The sequence below is a fragment of the Streptomyces dryopteridis genome, assembly GCF_049606955.1.
Taxonomy (GTDB): Bacteria; Actinomycetota; Actinomycetes; order Streptomycetales; family Streptomycetaceae; genus Streptomyces.
This window is the reverse complement of record NZ_CP187113.1, coordinates 5,622,617-5,638,228: the sequence shown is the minus strand read 5'-3', so window position 1 is coordinate 5,638,228 and position 15,612 is coordinate 5,622,617. Positions and strand designations below refer to the sequence as shown.

Below are 15,612 nucleotides of genomic sequence, written 5' to 3'. Positions count from 1 at the left end.
GGGCGCACGCGCCCGGCCCGGCGGAGGAGGGCCCATGCAGCACGGTCCCGCGGTGCGTCGACGCAAGCTCGGCGAGGAACTGCGCGCCCTGCGCGACCGTTCCGGCCTCACGAGCGGCGACGCCGCCCGCATGGTGGGATGGCACCAATCGAAAATCAGCCGGATCGAGACCGGGCGCAGCGGGGTCAAGCCCGAGGACGTCACCCTCCTCCTCGATCTGTACGGGGACGTCGGGCCCCGCCTGCGGGCCTTGGTGCACGCGCTGTCCGTCTCCGCCGCCCCGGTCGGCGACCCTGCCGCGGACCGCCAGTGGTGGCACGCCTACCGGGGCCTGCTGCCCTCCGAGTACCGGGACTTCATCACGCTGGAGGCGGCGGCCCGCACCGCCCGCACGGTGGAGCTCTCGGTGGTTCCGGGCCTGCTCCAGACCCCCGAGTACGCGCGGGAGGTGACACGTGCGGCCCTCGGGCCCTCGGACGGATCGACGGTGGAGGCCCTCGTGGACGTCCGCCTGACCCGTCAGGACGTGCTCCGGACGAACCCTCCGCTGGAGCTGAGCGCCGTGATCGACGAGGCGGTGCTGCGCCGGCAGATCGGCGGACCGGAGGTGATGGAGCGACAGTTGCGGCACCTGGTCGACATGGGACGGCTGCCGCACGTGAGCCTCCAGGTGCTGCCGTTCAGCATGGGGGGCCACCTGGGGCTCACCGGCCCGTTCGTCATCTTCTCGTTTCCGGACATCGCCGATCTGGACGTGGTGGTGCTCGACCATTTGACGGGTAGCCTCCATCTCGAACGGAAGGAAGACCTGGACGCGTACGGCGCCGCCTTCCGCACCATTCAGGAGCGCGCTCTGTCGCCCCAGGAGTCGTCGGACCTCATCTGCGCCCTCGCTGACGGCGCGTAAGGAGGCACTCCCCCATGTCCGCAACCCCCGCCGGCATGCGGTGGCGGCGCAGCAGCCACAGCACCGGGATGAACAACTGCGTCGAGACGGCCCCGCTCCCGCCGGGCCGGCTCGCGATCCGGGACTCCAAACGGCCCGCCGGACCCGTGCTCCGCGTCTCGGACGCCGCGTGGACCGGGTTCCTCACCCTGCTCCGCCCGGCCGACTGACCCACCCGCTCAGCGGGGGCCGAAGGCCCCGGCGGGCGCGGTCCGCACCACCGCGGCCACCGCCCGGGCGATCTCCTCCCCCGTGAGGTCGGCCCGGGCGGTGAGCCGCAGCCGCGAGATCCCGTCCGGCACGGACGGCGGCCGGAAGCAGCCGACGGCCAGCCCCGCCTCACGGCAGTCCGCCGCCCACCGCAGGGCCTGCGCCGCCGAGGGCGCCCGCACCGACACCACGGCCGCCTCGGGCGGCACCGAGCCGAGCCCGGCGGCCGTCAGTCCCGCGTGCAGTTCCGTCGCCACCCGGCGCACCCGGGCCGCCCGCTCCGGCTCGCGCGCCAACAGGCGCAGGCTCGCCAGGGCCGCGCCCACGGCCGCCGGGGCCAGGCCGGTGTCGAAGATGAAGCTGCGCGCGGTGTTCACCAGGTGACGGATCACCCGCGCCGGGCCCAGCACCGCCCCGCCCTGGCTGCCCATCGCCTTGGACAGGGTCAGCGTCACCACCACGTCCGGGGCCCCGGCCAGTCCGGCCGCGTGCGGCTCGCCCCGGCCGCCCGCCCCGCGCACCCCGAAGCCGTGGGCGTCGTCCACGACGAGGGCCGCGCCGGCGGCCCGGCAGACGGCGGCCTGTTCGGCGAGCGGGGCGGTGTCCCCGTCCACCGAGAACACCGAGTCCGTGACCACCAGGGCCCGCGCGTGGGAGCGGGCCGCGAGTTCGGCGGCCACCGCCCGGGGGTCCTTGTGGGGGGCGACGGCGATCTCGGCGCGCGAGAGCCGGCAGGCGTCCACGAGGGAGGCGTGGTTGACGGAGTCGGAGACGACCAGCGCGTCCCGCCCGGACAGGGCGGTGACGGCCGCGAGGTTGGCCGCGTACCCGGAGGAGGTCACGAGGGCCGCCTCGAAACCGCAGAACGCGGCGAGTTCGGCCTCCAGCTCGGCGTGCAGTTCGGTGGTGCCGGTCACGAGCCGGGAGCCGGTGGCGCCCGCCCCCCAGCGGGTGACGGCCTCCCGGGCGCCGGCGAGGGCCTCGGGGTGCCGGGTCAGGCCCAGGTAGTCGTTGCCCGCCAGGTCCAGCAGCTCGCTGTGGGCGGGCCGGGGGCGCAGCACCCGGGTCAGCCCGGCCCGGTCCCGGGCCCGCTCCGCCTCGTCGATCCACCCGAAGACCTCGCCCGGCGCGGCGGGCGCGCGGCGGGGCGGCGGGACGGACCCGGCCGGGGTGGTGGTCGGGGCGGTTTCGAACGGGGGCATCGACGCGTCCTCGGATCGGGGAACAGGCGGTGACGAACGGGGGCGGACCGGAGCGGACGGGAACGAACCGGGCCGGTCCGGGCGGGTCGACCCCGGTCCCGTGCGGATCCTCCCGCGCGGGATCCCGTCGTTTGTCGGCTGTCCACAGGGATCCCCGCACCCTAACCCCCCTCGAACCACCCCGAGGTGTGGTGATCCACACACTCGCGATGTGCCGTACTGTGCACTTCCGTGCTGGCCAAGCGGGCCGCCGATGGCTCAGGATCGGCCCCATGGACCTGCTGAACACCTTGGTGGACAAGGGGCTCCGGCGTGAGACGCCGACCCGCGAGGAAGCGCTCGCCGTCTTGGCGACCTCGGACGACGAACTCCTCGACGTGGTCGCCGCGGCCGGCAAGGTGCGCCGGCACTGGTTCGGGCGACGCGTCAAGCTGAACTACCTGGTCAACCTGAAGTCCGGGCTGTGCCCCGAGGACTGCTCCTACTGCTCGCAGCGACTCGGCTCGAAGGCCGAGATCCTCAAGTACACCTGGCTCGGCGCGGACGACGCCGCGAAGGCCGCCGCGGCCGGTGTCGCGGGCGGCGCCAAGCGCGTGTGCCTGGTCGCGAGCGGTCGCGGGCCCACGGACCGGGACGTGGACCGGGTCTCGAAGACCATCGCCGCGATCAAGGACCAGAACGAGGGCGTCGAGGTGTGCGCCTGCCTGGGCCTGCTCTCCGACGGCCAGGCCGAACGCCTGCGCGACGCGGGCGCCGACGCCTACAACCACAACCTGAACACGTCCGAGGGCACCTACGGGCAGATCACCACCACGCATACCTACCAGGACCGCGTGGACACCGTGAACAAGGCGCACGCGGCGGGCCTGTCGGCCTGCTCGGGCCTGATCGCGGGCATGGGCGAGAGCGACGAGGACCTCCTGGACGTGGTCTTCGCCCTGCGCGACCTGGACCCCGACTCGGTCCCGGTCAACTTCCTCATCCCGTTCGAGGGCACGCCCCTGGCCCAGGAGTGGAACCTCACCCCGCAGCGCGCCCTGCGGATCCTGGCGATGGTCCGCTTCGTCTGCCCCGACGTGGAGGTCCGGATCGCGGGCGGCCGCGAGGTGCACCTGCGGACCATGCAGCCGCTGGCCCTGCACCTGGCCAACTCCATCTTCCTCGGCGACTACCTGACCAGCGAGGGCCAGGCCGGCCAGGCCGACCTCGACATGATCGCGGACGCCGGCTTCGAGGTGGAGGGCGCGGACACCCGCACCCTGCCCACCCACCGCGCCGACCTCGCCGAACGCGTGGAGCGCGCCCAGGGCGGCTGCGGTTCGCACGGCGGCGGCGCCTCCCTCTGCGGCAGCGGCGCCGGTGCCGAGGCCGCCGGCTGCGGCAGCTCCTGCGGCGGCTGCGGCTCGCACGCCGAGGTCCCCGCGGCCCGCACCGAGCCGGCGGTCGCCGTGACCGGCGAGCAGGCCGAACCGGGCGGGGTCCGCCCCGAACTGGTCACCGTGCGGCGGCGCGGCGCGGGAACGGACCTCGCGCCCAATGCCTGATCAGCACCACCGGGACGCGCGGGACACCCTCCCGCGCGTCCCCGCGCAGGCCCCCACCGGCCACGACGCGGCCGACCTGCTGGACCTGGACCGACGGCACGTGTGGCACCCCTACGGGCCGATGCCCGGCCGGCAGGAACCCCTGCTCGTCGACTCGGCGTCCGGGGTCCGCCTGCGCCTGGCCGCTCCGGCGCACGGGCAGGACGAGCTCGTCGACGGCATGTCCTCGTGGTGGTCGGCGATCCACGGCTACAACCACCCCGTCCTGAACGACGCGGTGCGCGGCCAGCTCGACCGCATGTCGCACGTCATGTTCGGCGGCCTCACCCACGAGCCGGCGGTGCGACTGTCCGCCCGCCTGGTGGAGATCACCCCGCCCGGGCTGGAGCACGTGTTCCTCTGCGACTCGGGCTCGGTGGCCGTCGAGGTCGCCGTCAAGATGTGCCTCCAGTACTGGCGCTCGCTGGGCCGCACCGGCAAGACCCGCCTGCTGACCTGGCGCGGCGGCTACCACGGGGACACCTGGCAGCCGATGGCCGTGTGCGACCCGGACGGCGGGATGCACGACCTGTGGCAGGGCAGCCTGCCCCGTCACGTGTTCGCCGACGCCCCGCCCGCCGGTTTCGACGCCGAGCCCGACCCGGCCTACGCCGCCCACCTCGACGCCCTCATCGGCGCGCACGCCGAGGAGCTGGCCGCGGTGATCGTGGAACCGGTGGTCCAGGGCGCCGGCGGCATGCGCTTCCACTCCCCCGCCTGGCTGCGGGTCCTGCGGGACCTGTGCGACCGGCACGGGGTCCTGCTGATCCTCGACGAGATCGCCACCGGCTTCGGCCGCACCGGCGCCCTCTTCGCCGCCGACCACGCCGGGGTGGTCCCGGACGTGATGTGCGTGGGCAAGGCCCTCACCGGCGGCTACCTCAGCCTGGCGGCCGCCCTGTGCACCGAGCGGGTCGCCGACGGCATCTCCCGCGGCGAGGTCCCGGTCCTCGCGCACGGCCCCACCTTCATGGGCAACCCGCTGGCCGCGTCGGTGGCCCTGGCCTCCGTGGACCTGCTGCTGGGCCAGGACTGGCGGGCCGAGGTCGCCCGCATCGAGTCCGGCCTGCGCGCGGGCCTCGAAGCGGCCCGCGACCTGCCGGGCGTCGCCGACGTACGGGTGCTGGGCGCGATCGGGGTGGTGCAGCTCGACCACCCCGTCGACATGGCCAAGGCCACGGCGGCGGCGGTCCGCGAAGGGGTGTGGCTGCGCCCGTTCCGGGACCTGATCTACACGATGCCGCCCTTCGTGACGGGCGACGAGGACGTGGCCCGCATCACCCGCGCGGTCGTGGCGGCGGCCCGCGAGGGCTAGGCCGTCTCTTCCGGATCTTGCCTGACCCGCGCCGCCTGGCACCGCACTCCCCCAGGCTCCGCCCGGGGGTACCCCCACGCCGCGTTGTCGGGAACACCCACGTACCCCAGTACGAGGGCGCCCCTCCGCCTTGCGATGCACGGCACCAGACGACGCGGGCTTAACCGGCAAGATCCAAAAGAGACGACCTAGCGACCACGACCGAACCAACGAACCAACGGACGAGAAGATGACCGAGACCCACACCCCCACGCAGCGCCGCGGACGCGTCGTCCTCGTGTCCGGCACCGGCACCGAGATCGGCAAGACCGTCGTGACGGCGGCCCTCGCGGCCGCCGCGCACGCCGCCGGCCGCTCGGTGGCCGTGGTCAAGCCCGCGCAGACCGGCATGGCCCCCGGCGAGCACGGCGACGTGGCGGAGGTCGCGCGCCTGGCCGGCGCCGAACTCACCGCCGTCGAATCGGCCCGCTACCCCGAGCCCCTGGCCCCGGACACCGCAGCCCGGCGCGCCGGCCTGCCCACCGTGCACCCGCAGGAGGTCGCCGAGACCGTCCGGGACCTGGCCGAGACCCACGACCTGGTGCTCGTGGAGGGCGCGGGCGGCCTGCTCGTCCGCTTCGACGCGGCCGGCCACACCCTCGCCGACCTGGCCCGCGCCCTGGACGCCCCGGTCCTGACCGTCGCCCAGGCCGGCCTGGGCACCCTCAACGCGACCGCCCTCACGGCGGAGGCGCTGGCGGCACGCGGCATCGACTCGCTGGGCGTGGTCGTGGGCAGCTGGCCCACCGACCCCGACCTGGCCACCCGCTGCAACCTCACCGACCTCCCCACGGCGGCGAACGCCCCCCTCCTGGGCGCGATCCCCACGGGCGCGGGCACCCTCCCCCCACACACCTTCCGCACCCAGGCCCCCACCTGGCTGGCCCCCCGCCTGGGCGGCACCTGGTCAGCGGAAACCTTCACGACCCACTGGTCCCCGGAGCCATACGCGGGCTGAGCGACACCCGGGGGGCGGGGCGCGGGGCGGAGCGGGACGCGGAGCGTGGCGGGACGCGGGGCGGGACGCGGAGCGTGGCCGCCTGCGGGTGGGTGCGCGGCGGGTGTGGCCGCCTGCCGGCGGCGGGTAGGTCAACAGCGTTTCCCGGTGGCGGCGGGGAGGGGCCTGGGGCGGGGGTGCGTCGCCGTCTGCGGGCGGGTACGCGGCCGGGGTGGCCGCCTGCCGGCGGCGGGTAGGTCAAAAGCTTTTCCCAGGGGCGGCGGAGGGGGCGGCGGGGTCTGGGCCGTGGCCGTTCGCCGGTTCGCTCGGGGTCGGGGTTGGTCCACGGCAGGCGAGAGGCCCGGGGGCGGCTGGGGTGGTCCGCCTCATGAAATGCGACCGTGCGCCCCGCCATCCGCCGCGCTCACCGGGCGGTCTCGGGCGCGTGCGGGCCCGTCGTGCACCACAAGCCCCGGCCGTCTGACACCAGGCGGGCCCGACTACGACCGGCCCGGCGTGTCGCCACGTCGAGCAGCCGTCTGACACTTGGCAGGCCCGGCTGAGGCCGGGCTGGTGTGCCCCACGGGGCGGCCGTCTGACACCTGACGGGTCTGACTGCGTACCGCCCGGCGTGTCGCCACGTCGAGCGGCCGTCTGACGCATGGGCGTCCCGGGCGCGGTGGGCCTGGTGCGCCACCACATGCCCCAGCCGTCTGACGCATGGGCGTCCCGGGCGCGGCCGGGCCTGGTGCGCTTCCACTGGCCGGGCCGCAGACAGGGGACGGCCTTCGCCGGAGACTGGCCCCCCGCCCGGCACGTTTCTTTCCGGATTGGGGGCGGTGCCGGCAGAGCGGTTGGCTTGCGTCGGCGGGGACGGGGTCAAGGGTGGCGCGCAGCGCCATCGCGCAGCGACGCGACCGAAGGGAGCGCCCTTGAAGCCGTCCCCGACGACGCGAGACGATCGAGCTGACGGGAACGACCCGACACCACACCAGCCCACGACACACCACCAACCCACCCGCACCCCGCCGACGGCACCTACCCCACACGGCCGCATCCCCCCGCCGCACCCTTCCGCCCTCACCCCTCCAGCGGCTTCACCCACCGCGCCCACGTCGTCTGGCGTTCGAAGCCCGCTTCGGTCCAGAAGCCCTGGCCCTCCGGGTTGTCGAGCAGCACCATCGCGTCGACGCGGCGGCCGCCCAAGGCTCGGAAGCGGGCTTCCGCCGTGGCGAGGAGGGCCGAGGCGATGCCCCGGCGGCGGTGCGCGGGGTGGACGGCGAGGCGGTAGAGGGAGCAACGCCAGCCGTCAAAGCCCGCTATGAGGGTCCCGGCGAGGGTGTCGCCGTCGAAGGCGAGGAGGAGGGCCTCGGGGTCGCGGGCGTGGAGGGTCTCCATGCCGGCCCGGTCGTCGCTGACGCTCGTGCCCTTGGCCGCGTCGCGCCAGAAGGCGAGGACGGCGTCGAGTTCGTCGTGGCGGGCGGGGCGGATGTGCGGGGCTTCCGAAGTCTTCATGATCGGCATCCCATCACGACGCTCCGAAGCGGCGCACAGCCCGGGTGCGTGATCGCCGTGGGCGCGGGCACACGGTCGCCGAAAGCATCGACGGTCCAACCAGACCACCCGGCCACCCGGCCACCCAGCCACCAGACCGCCCGGCACCCGGCACCCGGCCAGGCGCACCGCCCCGCCACCGCCCCGGCGCCCGGCGCCCCACCGGGTCCGTCGCCCGGTCGGCGCAATCGGCGCCTTCGTCGCGCTCGGTGTCCGGGGCCGCGCCCCGGTGGGGCACGGGTGGGCCACGGGTGGGGCGGTGGGTGGGCCGGGTGTGGCCGGTGGCGCGCGGGTTCGTGGGGGCCGGCCGAGCATGGGACGCATGGGACGGAGGTGAGTCAGGTCGTGACCGAGGTCGTGTTGCTCGTCGTCGCCCTGTTGTTGTGCCTGGCCTGTGGTGTGTTCGTGGCCGCCGAGTTCTCGTTGACGACGGTGGAGCGCTCCGAGCTGGAGGCCGCCGTCGAACGGGGGGACGGTGGGGCGGAGAGCGCGCTCGCGGCCGTGCGGAGTCTGACCTTCCAGCTGTCCGGGGCGCAGCTCGGCATCACGGTGACCGGGCTGGTCATCGGCATGATCTCGAAGCCGTCCATCGCGAGCCTGCTGCGGGGGCCGTTCACGGACCTGGGGCTGTCGGAGTCCGCGGCCTCCTCGACGGCGCTGGTGTTGGGGACCGCCTTGTCGACGGTGGTGTTGATGGTGGTGGGCGAGTTGGTGCCGAAGAACTGGGCGATCTCGTCGCCGTTGGCGGTGGCCCGGCGGGTGGCGTCGGCGCAGCGGGTGTTCAGCCGGGTGTTCCGGCCGTTGATCTCGCATCTGAACACGACCGCGAACCATCTGGTGCGCAGGTTGGGTCTGGAGCCGACGGAGGAGTTGGCCTCGGCCCGATCGCCGAAGGAGCTGGTGGCGTTGGCCCGGCATTCGGCGCGGGAGGGGGCGCTGGAGAAGGACACGGCGGAGTTGTTCGTCCGGACCTTGAACCTGGCGGATCTGACGGCGGAGAACGTGATGACCCCGCGCGTGCAGGTGACGGCGCTGGAGGTGCGGGCGACGGCGGAGGACGTGGCGAACGCGACGATGGCCACGGGCCTGTCCCGTTTCCCCGTCTACCGGGGGAATCTGGATTCGGTGGTGGGGACGGTGCACATCAAGGACGTGCTGGCGTTGCCGGCGGCGGAGCGGCACCGGTGTCCGGTGGAGCGGCTGCTGCGGGAGCCGTTGTTGGTGCCGGAGTCGTTGACGGTGGACCGGTTGTTGGACCGCTTGTCGGGCGGGCGCGGGCGCACGATGGCCGTGGTGATCGACGAGTACGGGGGCACGGCGGGGGTGGCCACGTTGGAGGACATCGTCGAGGAGGTCGTCGGGGAGGTGCGGGACGAGCACGATCCGCACGAGACCCCCGATCTGGCCCCGGCCGGGACGGACGGGCGGGGCCGGACGCTGTGGGCGGCGGACGGTTCGGCGCGGGCGGACCAGGTGGCGCGGATCGGGCTGCGGGTGCCGGACGGGCCGTACGAGACCCTGGCCGGGTTCATCGCGACGGAGCTGGGCCGGATCCCGGCGGTGGGCGACGTGGTGCGGCAGCCGGACGGGTGGGAGCTGGAGGTGCGGGACGCGGCCGGGCGGCGTGCGGCGCACGTGCTGCTGCGCTCCCCGGAGCCCGAACCGGATCCGGACGCCGATGCCGACGCCGGGACCGGGGCGGGTAGCGGGCACGCGGGGACGGAGGTGGTCGGAGGCATCGGCGACGCGGAGGGCGTGGACGGCACGGCGAGCCCGGACGGCACGCGGGCCACGCGCCCGGGTCCGGATCGGTCCGGGCGCTCCCGGCGGACGGCACGACGCACCCGCCGCCGCCGACTCCGTCGCGGCGACCGGGCCACCCCGGATCAAGCCACCCCTGATCAAGCCGCAGGCGCCCAGGACTCCCCCGACCACACCCCACCCGACCCGACACCCCCCGACCCGACGCCGTCCACCCCGTCCACCCCCACCGACCCCACCGACCCGTCCGATCGGGGGTCCGGCCGATGACGCTCGTGCAGTTGTTGATCGGTCTGGCGACCCTGGTCGTCAACGCGTTCTTCGTCGGCGCCGAGTTCGCCCTGATCTCGGTGCGGCGCAGTCAGATCGAGCCGCACGCCGAGCGGGGTGACCGGCGGGCGCACAGCGTGTTGTGGGGCCTGCGGCACGTGTCGGCGTTGATGGCGGCGGCGCAGTTGGGGATCACGCTGTGCACGCTGGTGCTGGGCATCGTGGCGGAGCCGGCCATCGCGCACCTGTTGACCCCGCTGCTCGACCTCGTGGGCGTGCCGGGCGGGCTGTCGCACGCGGTCTCCTTCGCGGTGGCGCTCGCGCTGGCGACGTACCTGCACATGCTGTTCGGGGAGATGGTCCCGAAGAACGTGGCGCTGGCCGAGCCGGTGCGGACGGCGTTGGCGCTGGGACCGCCGCTGGTGGCGGTGACGCGGGGGCTGCGGCCGGTGATCTTCGCGGTGAACGCGTTCGCGAACGCGCTGCTGCGGTTGCTGCGGGTGGAGGTCAAGGACGAGGTGTCGGCGACGTTCTCGGACGACGAGCTGGCCCGCATGGTGACGGACTCGCACGAGGCGGGCCTGTTGGACGAGCGGGCCGGGGAGCGGCTGCACGACGCGTTGGAGCTGGGCCGCCGGCCGGTGGCGGAGGTGGTGTTGCGGGCGGACCGGGTGGTGCCGGCCCGGTTGGGGATCACGCCGGAGGAGTTGGAGGCGCTGTCGGCGCGGACCGGGTACTCACGGTTCCCGGTGATCGACGGGGACCGGCGGATCCTGGGGTACCTGCACGTCAAGGACGCCCTGGACGCGGTGGACCGGGACGCGGCGTTCACGCTCGGGCAGTTGCGGCCGATCGCCCGGGTGCGGGCGGACGCGCCGTTGGACGACGTGCTGACGGCGATGCGTCGGGGGCGGGCGCACCTGGCGGCGGTGCGGGCCCCGGACGGGACCTTGAGCGGGTTGGTGACGATGGAGGACGTGCTGCGGGAGTTGTTCGGCCGCCCGCACCCGCACTGACGCGACACCCACACCGACCCCGACCCCGATACCGACCTCGCCCCCACCACCCCCGACCCCGTACCGCCCGCCCACCCACCTCGCCGAGGGGCCGGTGGGGTGGGGCCCCGGGGGCCGGGGGCGGTCGGGGTAGCATCGCTCCCCTCATGGAGATGAATGTGCCGTACACCAGTTTCGTGGCCCTCGGGGACTCCTTCACCGAGGGCATGTCCGACCTGCTGCCGGACGGCTCCTACCGGGGGTGGGCCGATCTGCTGGCCGCCCGGTTCGGCGCGCTGGACCCGGGGTTCCGGTACGCGAACCTCGCGGTGCGCGGGAAGCTGATCGCGCAGATCGTCGACGACCAGGTGGACGCGGCGGTCGCGATGCGGCCGGACGTGGTGAGCCTGGTCGGCGGGTTGAACGACACCTTGCGGCCGAAGGTGGACATGGGGCGGGTCCGGGACCGCCTGGAGTCCGCGGTGGAGCGGCTCGCGCCGGCCTGCGGGACCCTCGTGCTGATGCGTTCGCCGGGCCGCGCGGGCCCGGTGATGGAGCGGTTCAAGCCCCGCATGGAGGAGCTGTTCGGGGTGCTGGAGGGGCTGGCGGCGAAGCACGGGGCGCTGCTGGTGGACCTGTACGGGGCGCCGGTGCTGAGCGATCCGCGGCTGTGGGACGTGGACCGGCTGCACCTGACGGCGGAGGGGCACCGGCGGGTCGCGGAGGCGGTGTGGCAGGAGCTGGGGATGCCGGCCCGGTACGACTGGCGGGCCCCGCTGCCGCCGCACGAGCCGCCGACGTGGGCGGTGCGGCGCGGGGAGGACCTGCGGTTCGCGCGCGAGCACCTGTTGCCGTGGGTGGGGCGTCGGCTGACGGGCCGCTCCTCGGGCGACGACCGGCCGCCGAAGCGTCCGGAACTGTCCCCGTTCCGCTGAGCCCGCCACCACGCGCTCGCCGCTCGCTCGCCGGACGCTCACCGCGCGCTCACCGGGCGCCCGCCCGGCCCCGCTCCCCTTGTGGCTTGCCACAAGGGGAGCCCCGCCCGGGACCTGCGTGAACGTACGGCGAAAGCCCCAGTAGACTCACTCCACGTGACTGCCAAGCCTCGCATCCCCAATGTCCTGGCCGGCCGCTACGCCTCCGCGGAGCTGGCCGTCCTGTGGTCCCCCGAGTACAAGGTGACGCTGGAGCGGCGGCTGTGGCTCGCCGTTCTGCGCGCCCAGAAGGACCTCGGCATCGAGGTCCCCGACGCCGCCCTCGCCGATTACGAGCGGGTTCTCGGCCAGGTCGACCTGGCCTCCATCGCCGAGCGCGAGAAGGTCACCCGGCACGACGTGAAGGCCCGGATCGAGGAGTTCAACGCCCTCGCCGGCCACGAGCACGTGCACAAGGGCATGACCTCCCGCGACCTGACCGAGAACGTGGAGCAGCTGCAGATCCGGCTGTCGCTGGAGCTGGCCCGGGACCGTTCGGTGGCCGTGCTGTCGCGGCTGACGGCGCTGGCCGCCGAGCACGCGGAGCTGGTCATGGCGGGCCGCTCGCACAACGTGGCGGCGCAGGCGACGACGCTGGGCAAGCGGTTCGCGACGGCCGCCGACGAGCTGCTGGTGGCCTTCGGGCGGCTGGAGGAGCTGCTGGCCCGGTACCCGCTGCGCGGGATCAAGGGCCCGGTGGGCACCGCGCAGGACATGCTGGACCTGCTGGGCGGGGACGCCGGGAAGCTGGCCGAGCTGGAGGACCGGATCGCGGCGCACCTCGGTTTCGGGCGGGCGTTCACCTCGGTGGGCCAGGTCTACCCGCGCTCGCTGGACTACGACGTGGTGACGGCGCTGGTGCAGACGGCCGCCGCGCCGTCCTCGCTCGCGAAGACGATCCGGCTGATGGCTGGGCACGAGCTGGTGACGGAGGGCTTCAAGCCCGGCCAGGTCGGCTCCTCGGCGATGCCGCACAAGATGAACACCCGCTCCTGCGAGCGCGTGAACGGCCTGATGGTGATCCTGCGCGGGTACGCGTCGATGACCGGTGAGCTGGCGGGCGACCAGTGGAACGAGGGCGACGTGTCCTGTTCCGTGGTGCGTCGGGTGGCGCTGCCGGACGCGTTCTTCGCGTTCGACGGGCTGCTGGAGACCTTCCTGACGGTGCTGGACGAGTTCGGGGCGTTCCCGGCGGTCGTGGCCCGTGAGCTGGACCGTTACCTGCCGTTCCTGGCCACCACGAAGGTGCTGATGGGCGCGGTGCGGGCGGGCGTGGGCCGCGAGGTCGCGCACGAGGTCATCAAGGAGCACGCGGTGGCCTCGGCGCTGGCCATGCGGGAGCGGGGCGCGGAGCGCAACGAGCTGCTGGAGAAGCTGGCGGCGGACGAGCGGATCCCGCTGGACCGGGCGGCCCTGGACGCGCTGATGGCGGACAAGCTGTCCTTCACGGGCGCGGCGGCGGCGCAGGTCGCGGAGGTCGCGGCGCGGGTCGAGGAGATCGCGAAGCGGTACCCGGAGGCCGCCGGGTACGTTCCCGGCGCGATCCTCTGAGGGCGGGCCGGGCGGTGGGTTTCTCCCGCGAGGAGTTGGAGGCGGTGCGCGATCGGGTCCTGCCGGACGTGATCGCGCCCGACCTGCGCGTGCTGTTCTGCGGGATCAACCCGGGGCTGCTGTCGGCGGCCACCGGGCACCACTTCGCCCGGCCCGGGAACCGGTTCTGGCCGGTGCTGCACCTGGCCGGCTTCACGCCGCGCCGGTTCGCGCCGGCCGAGCAGGAGGAGCTGCTCGGGCTGGGACTGGGCGTCACGAACGTGGTGGCGCGGGCCTCGGCCCGGGCGGACGAACTGTCGGCGGAGGAGTTCCGGGCGGGGGGCGTGGCGCTGGCGGCGCGGGTGGCGGAGTTCCGGCCGCGCTGGTTGGCGGTGGTGGGGGTGACGGCGTACCGGTCGGCGTTCGGCGAGCGCCGGGCGGTGATCGGGGAGCAGGAGCGGACGTTCGGGGCGACCCGGGTGTGGGTGCTGCCGAATCCGAGCGGTCTGAACGCGGGCTGGTCCACGGAGCGGATGGCGGCGGAGTTCGGCCGGCTGCGGGCGGCGGCCTTCGCCGCGGACCCGACGGCCCCCGCCGATCCCTGCCGACCCCCGGCATGACAGAACCCCTGTCCCGCCCTACCCCGCACTGATCACGTCCGACCTGCGGGGACGCGGTGTGACGGGCTTCGGGGGCGCTTCTCGCCCGGGGGCCGGGCGGGCAGTACGATCCGGACGACGGGCCCTCGGCCGGGACCTCGCGCGCGGCGTGACGGTCCGGTGGGGCGGGTCCGGGGCCGGTCCCGCGTGTGTGCGCGGAGCGGCCGGCGACGGGTGCGGCCGGGGGTCCGGCCGGTCGGCGTCGCCGGGTTCCGCGCGTTCGCCCGGCGCGGGGTCGTGGTTCGACGGGCGTGGATGTGGTCCGCGGCCGGTCGGCGGCGGGCCCCGATCGGAAGGACGGGACGTTGGGGCAGCTCACCGGCGGGGACCCCTCGCTGCTCCGGCGGATCAACTCCGCCGTCGTGCTGCGCGCGCTGCGCGAGGCGGGCACGGCGACGTTCACGGACCTGACGCGCAGCACGGGTCTGTCGCGGCCCACGGTGGAGGGCGTGGTCGACGGTCTGGTCGGCACGGGCCTGGTCGTGGAGGCGGCGGCCGAGGAGGGCGGGACACGTCGGCAGGGGCGTCCGGCGCGCCGGTTCCGCTTCCACACCGAGTCCGGGTACCTGTTGGGGATCGAGATCGGCTCGCACCGGGTGGCCGCGTTGCTGTCCGGGCTGGACGGGCGGGTCGTGGGCGCCGGGACGCGGGAGGTCGCCGAGGAGGCGGGCGCGGACGAGCGCCTGGAGAAGGTGCGCGTGGTGGTCGCGGACCTGTTGCGGCGGGCCGGGGTGGCGCGGGATTCGCTGCGGGCGGTGGGGGTCGCGGGGCCGGGGATCGTGTCGGCGGACGGTGTGGTGCGGCTGGGCACGGCGTTGCCGGGGTGGACGGGGCTGGCGCTGGGCGACCGGCTGCGGCGTTCGTTCCGCTGCCCGGTCCTCGTGGAGAACGACGCGAACGCGGCGGCGGTGGCGGAGCACTGGAAGGGCGCGGCGCAGGGCGTCGAGGACGTGGTGTTCGTGTTGGCGGGGCTGAGTCCGGGCGCGGGGTCGCTGATCGGCGGCCGGCTGCACCGGGGCTTCGGCGGGGCGGCCGGGGAGATCGGGGCGCTGCACCTGTTGGGGCGGGAGGCGACGCCGGAGCATTTGCTGTCGACGACGGGCGAGCCCTTGCCGCCGCTCGACGAGCAGGCGGTGGCGGGGGTGTTCGCGCGGGCCCGGGACGGGGAGGCGGACGCGGTCGCGGCCGTGGAGCGGTTCATGCGGCGCCTGGTGCACGACGTGGCGGCGCTGGTGCTCGCGATCGATCCGGAGCTTGTGGTGATCGGGGGCTGGGCGGCGGGGCTGGACGCGGTGCTGGAGCCCTTGCGCGAGGAGTTGGCGCAGTTCTGCCTGCGGCCGCCGCGGGTGGCGCTCTCGCTGCTCGGGGAGGCGGCGGTGGCGACGGGGGCGTTGCGGCTGGCGCTGGACCACGTCGAGGAGGAGTTGTTCGCGGTGGACCGCACGGTGACGGCCCGCCGCTGACCGGGGCGCCGCTGACCGTCCGGCCGCCGACCGGGGCGCCACCGGGCGGGTCACGGTCGGCCGGGGCCCCGCCGACCGGGGCGCCACCGGGCGGGCCGAACCTGGCACGGCCCGCAGCCAGCGCCCGCACGCCACGAGGGCGGCCGTCCGTGCCCCCGCCTGGGGGAACGGACG

At 74.9% G+C, this 15,612-nt stretch carries 12 protein-coding genes and 1 pseudogene; 11 read left to right on the top strand and 2 right to left on the bottom strand.

Features of this window, described 5'->3' with window-relative positions; translation table 11 throughout:
- The first annotated feature begins 34 nt into the window (after positions 1 to 34).
- Positions 35 to 907: a helix-turn-helix domain-containing protein gene (locus tag ACN20G_RS24390; protein WP_424214946.1), complete on the top strand. Its 873-nt coding sequence runs from the start codon at positions 35 to 37 to the stop codon at positions 905 to 907.
- A gap of 14 nt (positions 908 to 921) precedes the next feature.
- The gene (locus tag ACN20G_RS24385; protein ID WP_424214945.1) at positions 922 to 1,116 is read left to right on the top strand and encodes a DUF397 domain-containing protein; all 195 of its coding nucleotides are present in this window, start codon (positions 922 to 924) and stop codon (positions 1,114 to 1,116) included.
- A gap of 9 nt (positions 1,117 to 1,125) precedes the next feature.
- Here the strand turns inward: ACN20G_RS24385 and ACN20G_RS24380 are convergent, their stop codons facing one another.
- A complete protein-coding gene (locus tag ACN20G_RS24380) occupies positions 1,126 to 2,358 on the bottom strand; it encodes an 8-amino-7-oxononanoate synthase (protein WP_424214944.1) in 1,233 nt (410 codons plus the stop codon).
- 272 nt (positions 2,359 to 2,630) lie between these two features.
- Between ACN20G_RS24380 and bioB the strand changes: the two genes are divergently transcribed.
- The 3 genes from bioB to bioD all read left to right on the top strand — a co-directional run bounded on the left by bioB (position 2,631) and on the right by bioD (position 6,253).
- Entirely contained in the window at positions 2,631 to 3,902 is a 1,272-nt protein-coding gene (gene bioB / locus ACN20G_RS24375) for a biotin synthase BioB (RefSeq protein WP_424214943.1), read from the top strand.
- A 121-nt stretch (positions 3,903 to 4,023) separates the two neighbouring features.
- A complete protein-coding gene (locus tag ACN20G_RS24370; RefSeq protein WP_424215663.1) occupies positions 4,024 to 5,256 on the top strand; it encodes an adenosylmethionine--8-amino-7-oxononanoate transaminase in 1,233 nt (410 codons plus the stop codon).
- Positions 5,257 to 5,485: 229 nt separating this feature from the next.
- Complete coding sequence (gene bioD / locus ACN20G_RS24365; RefSeq protein WP_424214942.1) at positions 5,486 to 6,253, top strand: dethiobiotin synthase; 768 nt, start codon at positions 5,486 to 5,488, stop codon at positions 6,251 to 6,253.
- 1,059 nt (positions 6,254 to 7,312) lie between these two features.
- Here the strand turns inward: bioD and ACN20G_RS24360 are convergent.
- Complete coding sequence (locus tag ACN20G_RS24360; protein WP_424214941.1) at positions 7,313 to 7,747, bottom strand: GNAT family N-acetyltransferase; 435 nt, start codon at positions 7,745 to 7,747, stop codon at positions 7,313 to 7,315.
- Between the two features lie 384 nt (positions 7,748 to 8,131).
- Here ACN20G_RS24360 and ACN20G_RS24355 point away from each other — a divergent pair.
- The 6 genes and pseudogenes from ACN20G_RS24355 to ACN20G_RS24330 form a co-directional block, all read left to right on the top strand.
- Positions 8,132 to 9,478, top strand: a pseudogene (locus ACN20G_RS24355) (hemolysin family protein); the annotation flags it as partial.
- A gap of 335 nt (positions 9,479 to 9,813) precedes the next feature.
- Positions 9,814 to 10,833: a hemolysin family protein gene (locus ACN20G_RS24350; protein WP_424214940.1), complete on the top strand. Its 1,020-nt coding sequence runs from the start codon at positions 9,814 to 9,816 to the stop codon at positions 10,831 to 10,833.
- Positions 10,834 to 10,979: 146 nt separating this feature from the next.
- Positions 10,980 to 11,747, top strand: a complete 768-nt coding sequence (locus ACN20G_RS24345; protein ID WP_424214939.1) for an SGNH/GDSL hydrolase family protein — start codon at positions 10,980 to 10,982, stop codon at positions 11,745 to 11,747.
- Positions 11,748 to 11,903: 156 nt separating this feature from the next.
- Positions 11,904 to 13,337, top strand: a complete 1,434-nt coding sequence (gene purB / locus ACN20G_RS24340) for an adenylosuccinate lyase (RefSeq protein ID WP_424214938.1) — start codon at positions 11,904 to 11,906, stop codon at positions 13,335 to 13,337.
- Positions 13,338 to 13,351: 14 nt separating this feature from the next.
- Positions 13,352 to 13,936, top strand: a complete 585-nt coding sequence (mug, locus tag ACN20G_RS24335; protein WP_424214937.1) for a G/U mismatch-specific DNA glycosylase — start codon at positions 13,352 to 13,354, stop codon at positions 13,934 to 13,936.
- Positions 13,937 to 14,280: 344 nt separating this feature from the next.
- On the top strand, positions 14,281 to 15,438 hold the full coding sequence (locus ACN20G_RS24330) for an ROK family transcriptional regulator (protein ID WP_424214936.1): 1,158 nt from the start codon (positions 14,281 to 14,283) through the stop codon (positions 15,436 to 15,438).
- Positions 15,439 to 15,612: the final 174 nt, after the last annotated feature.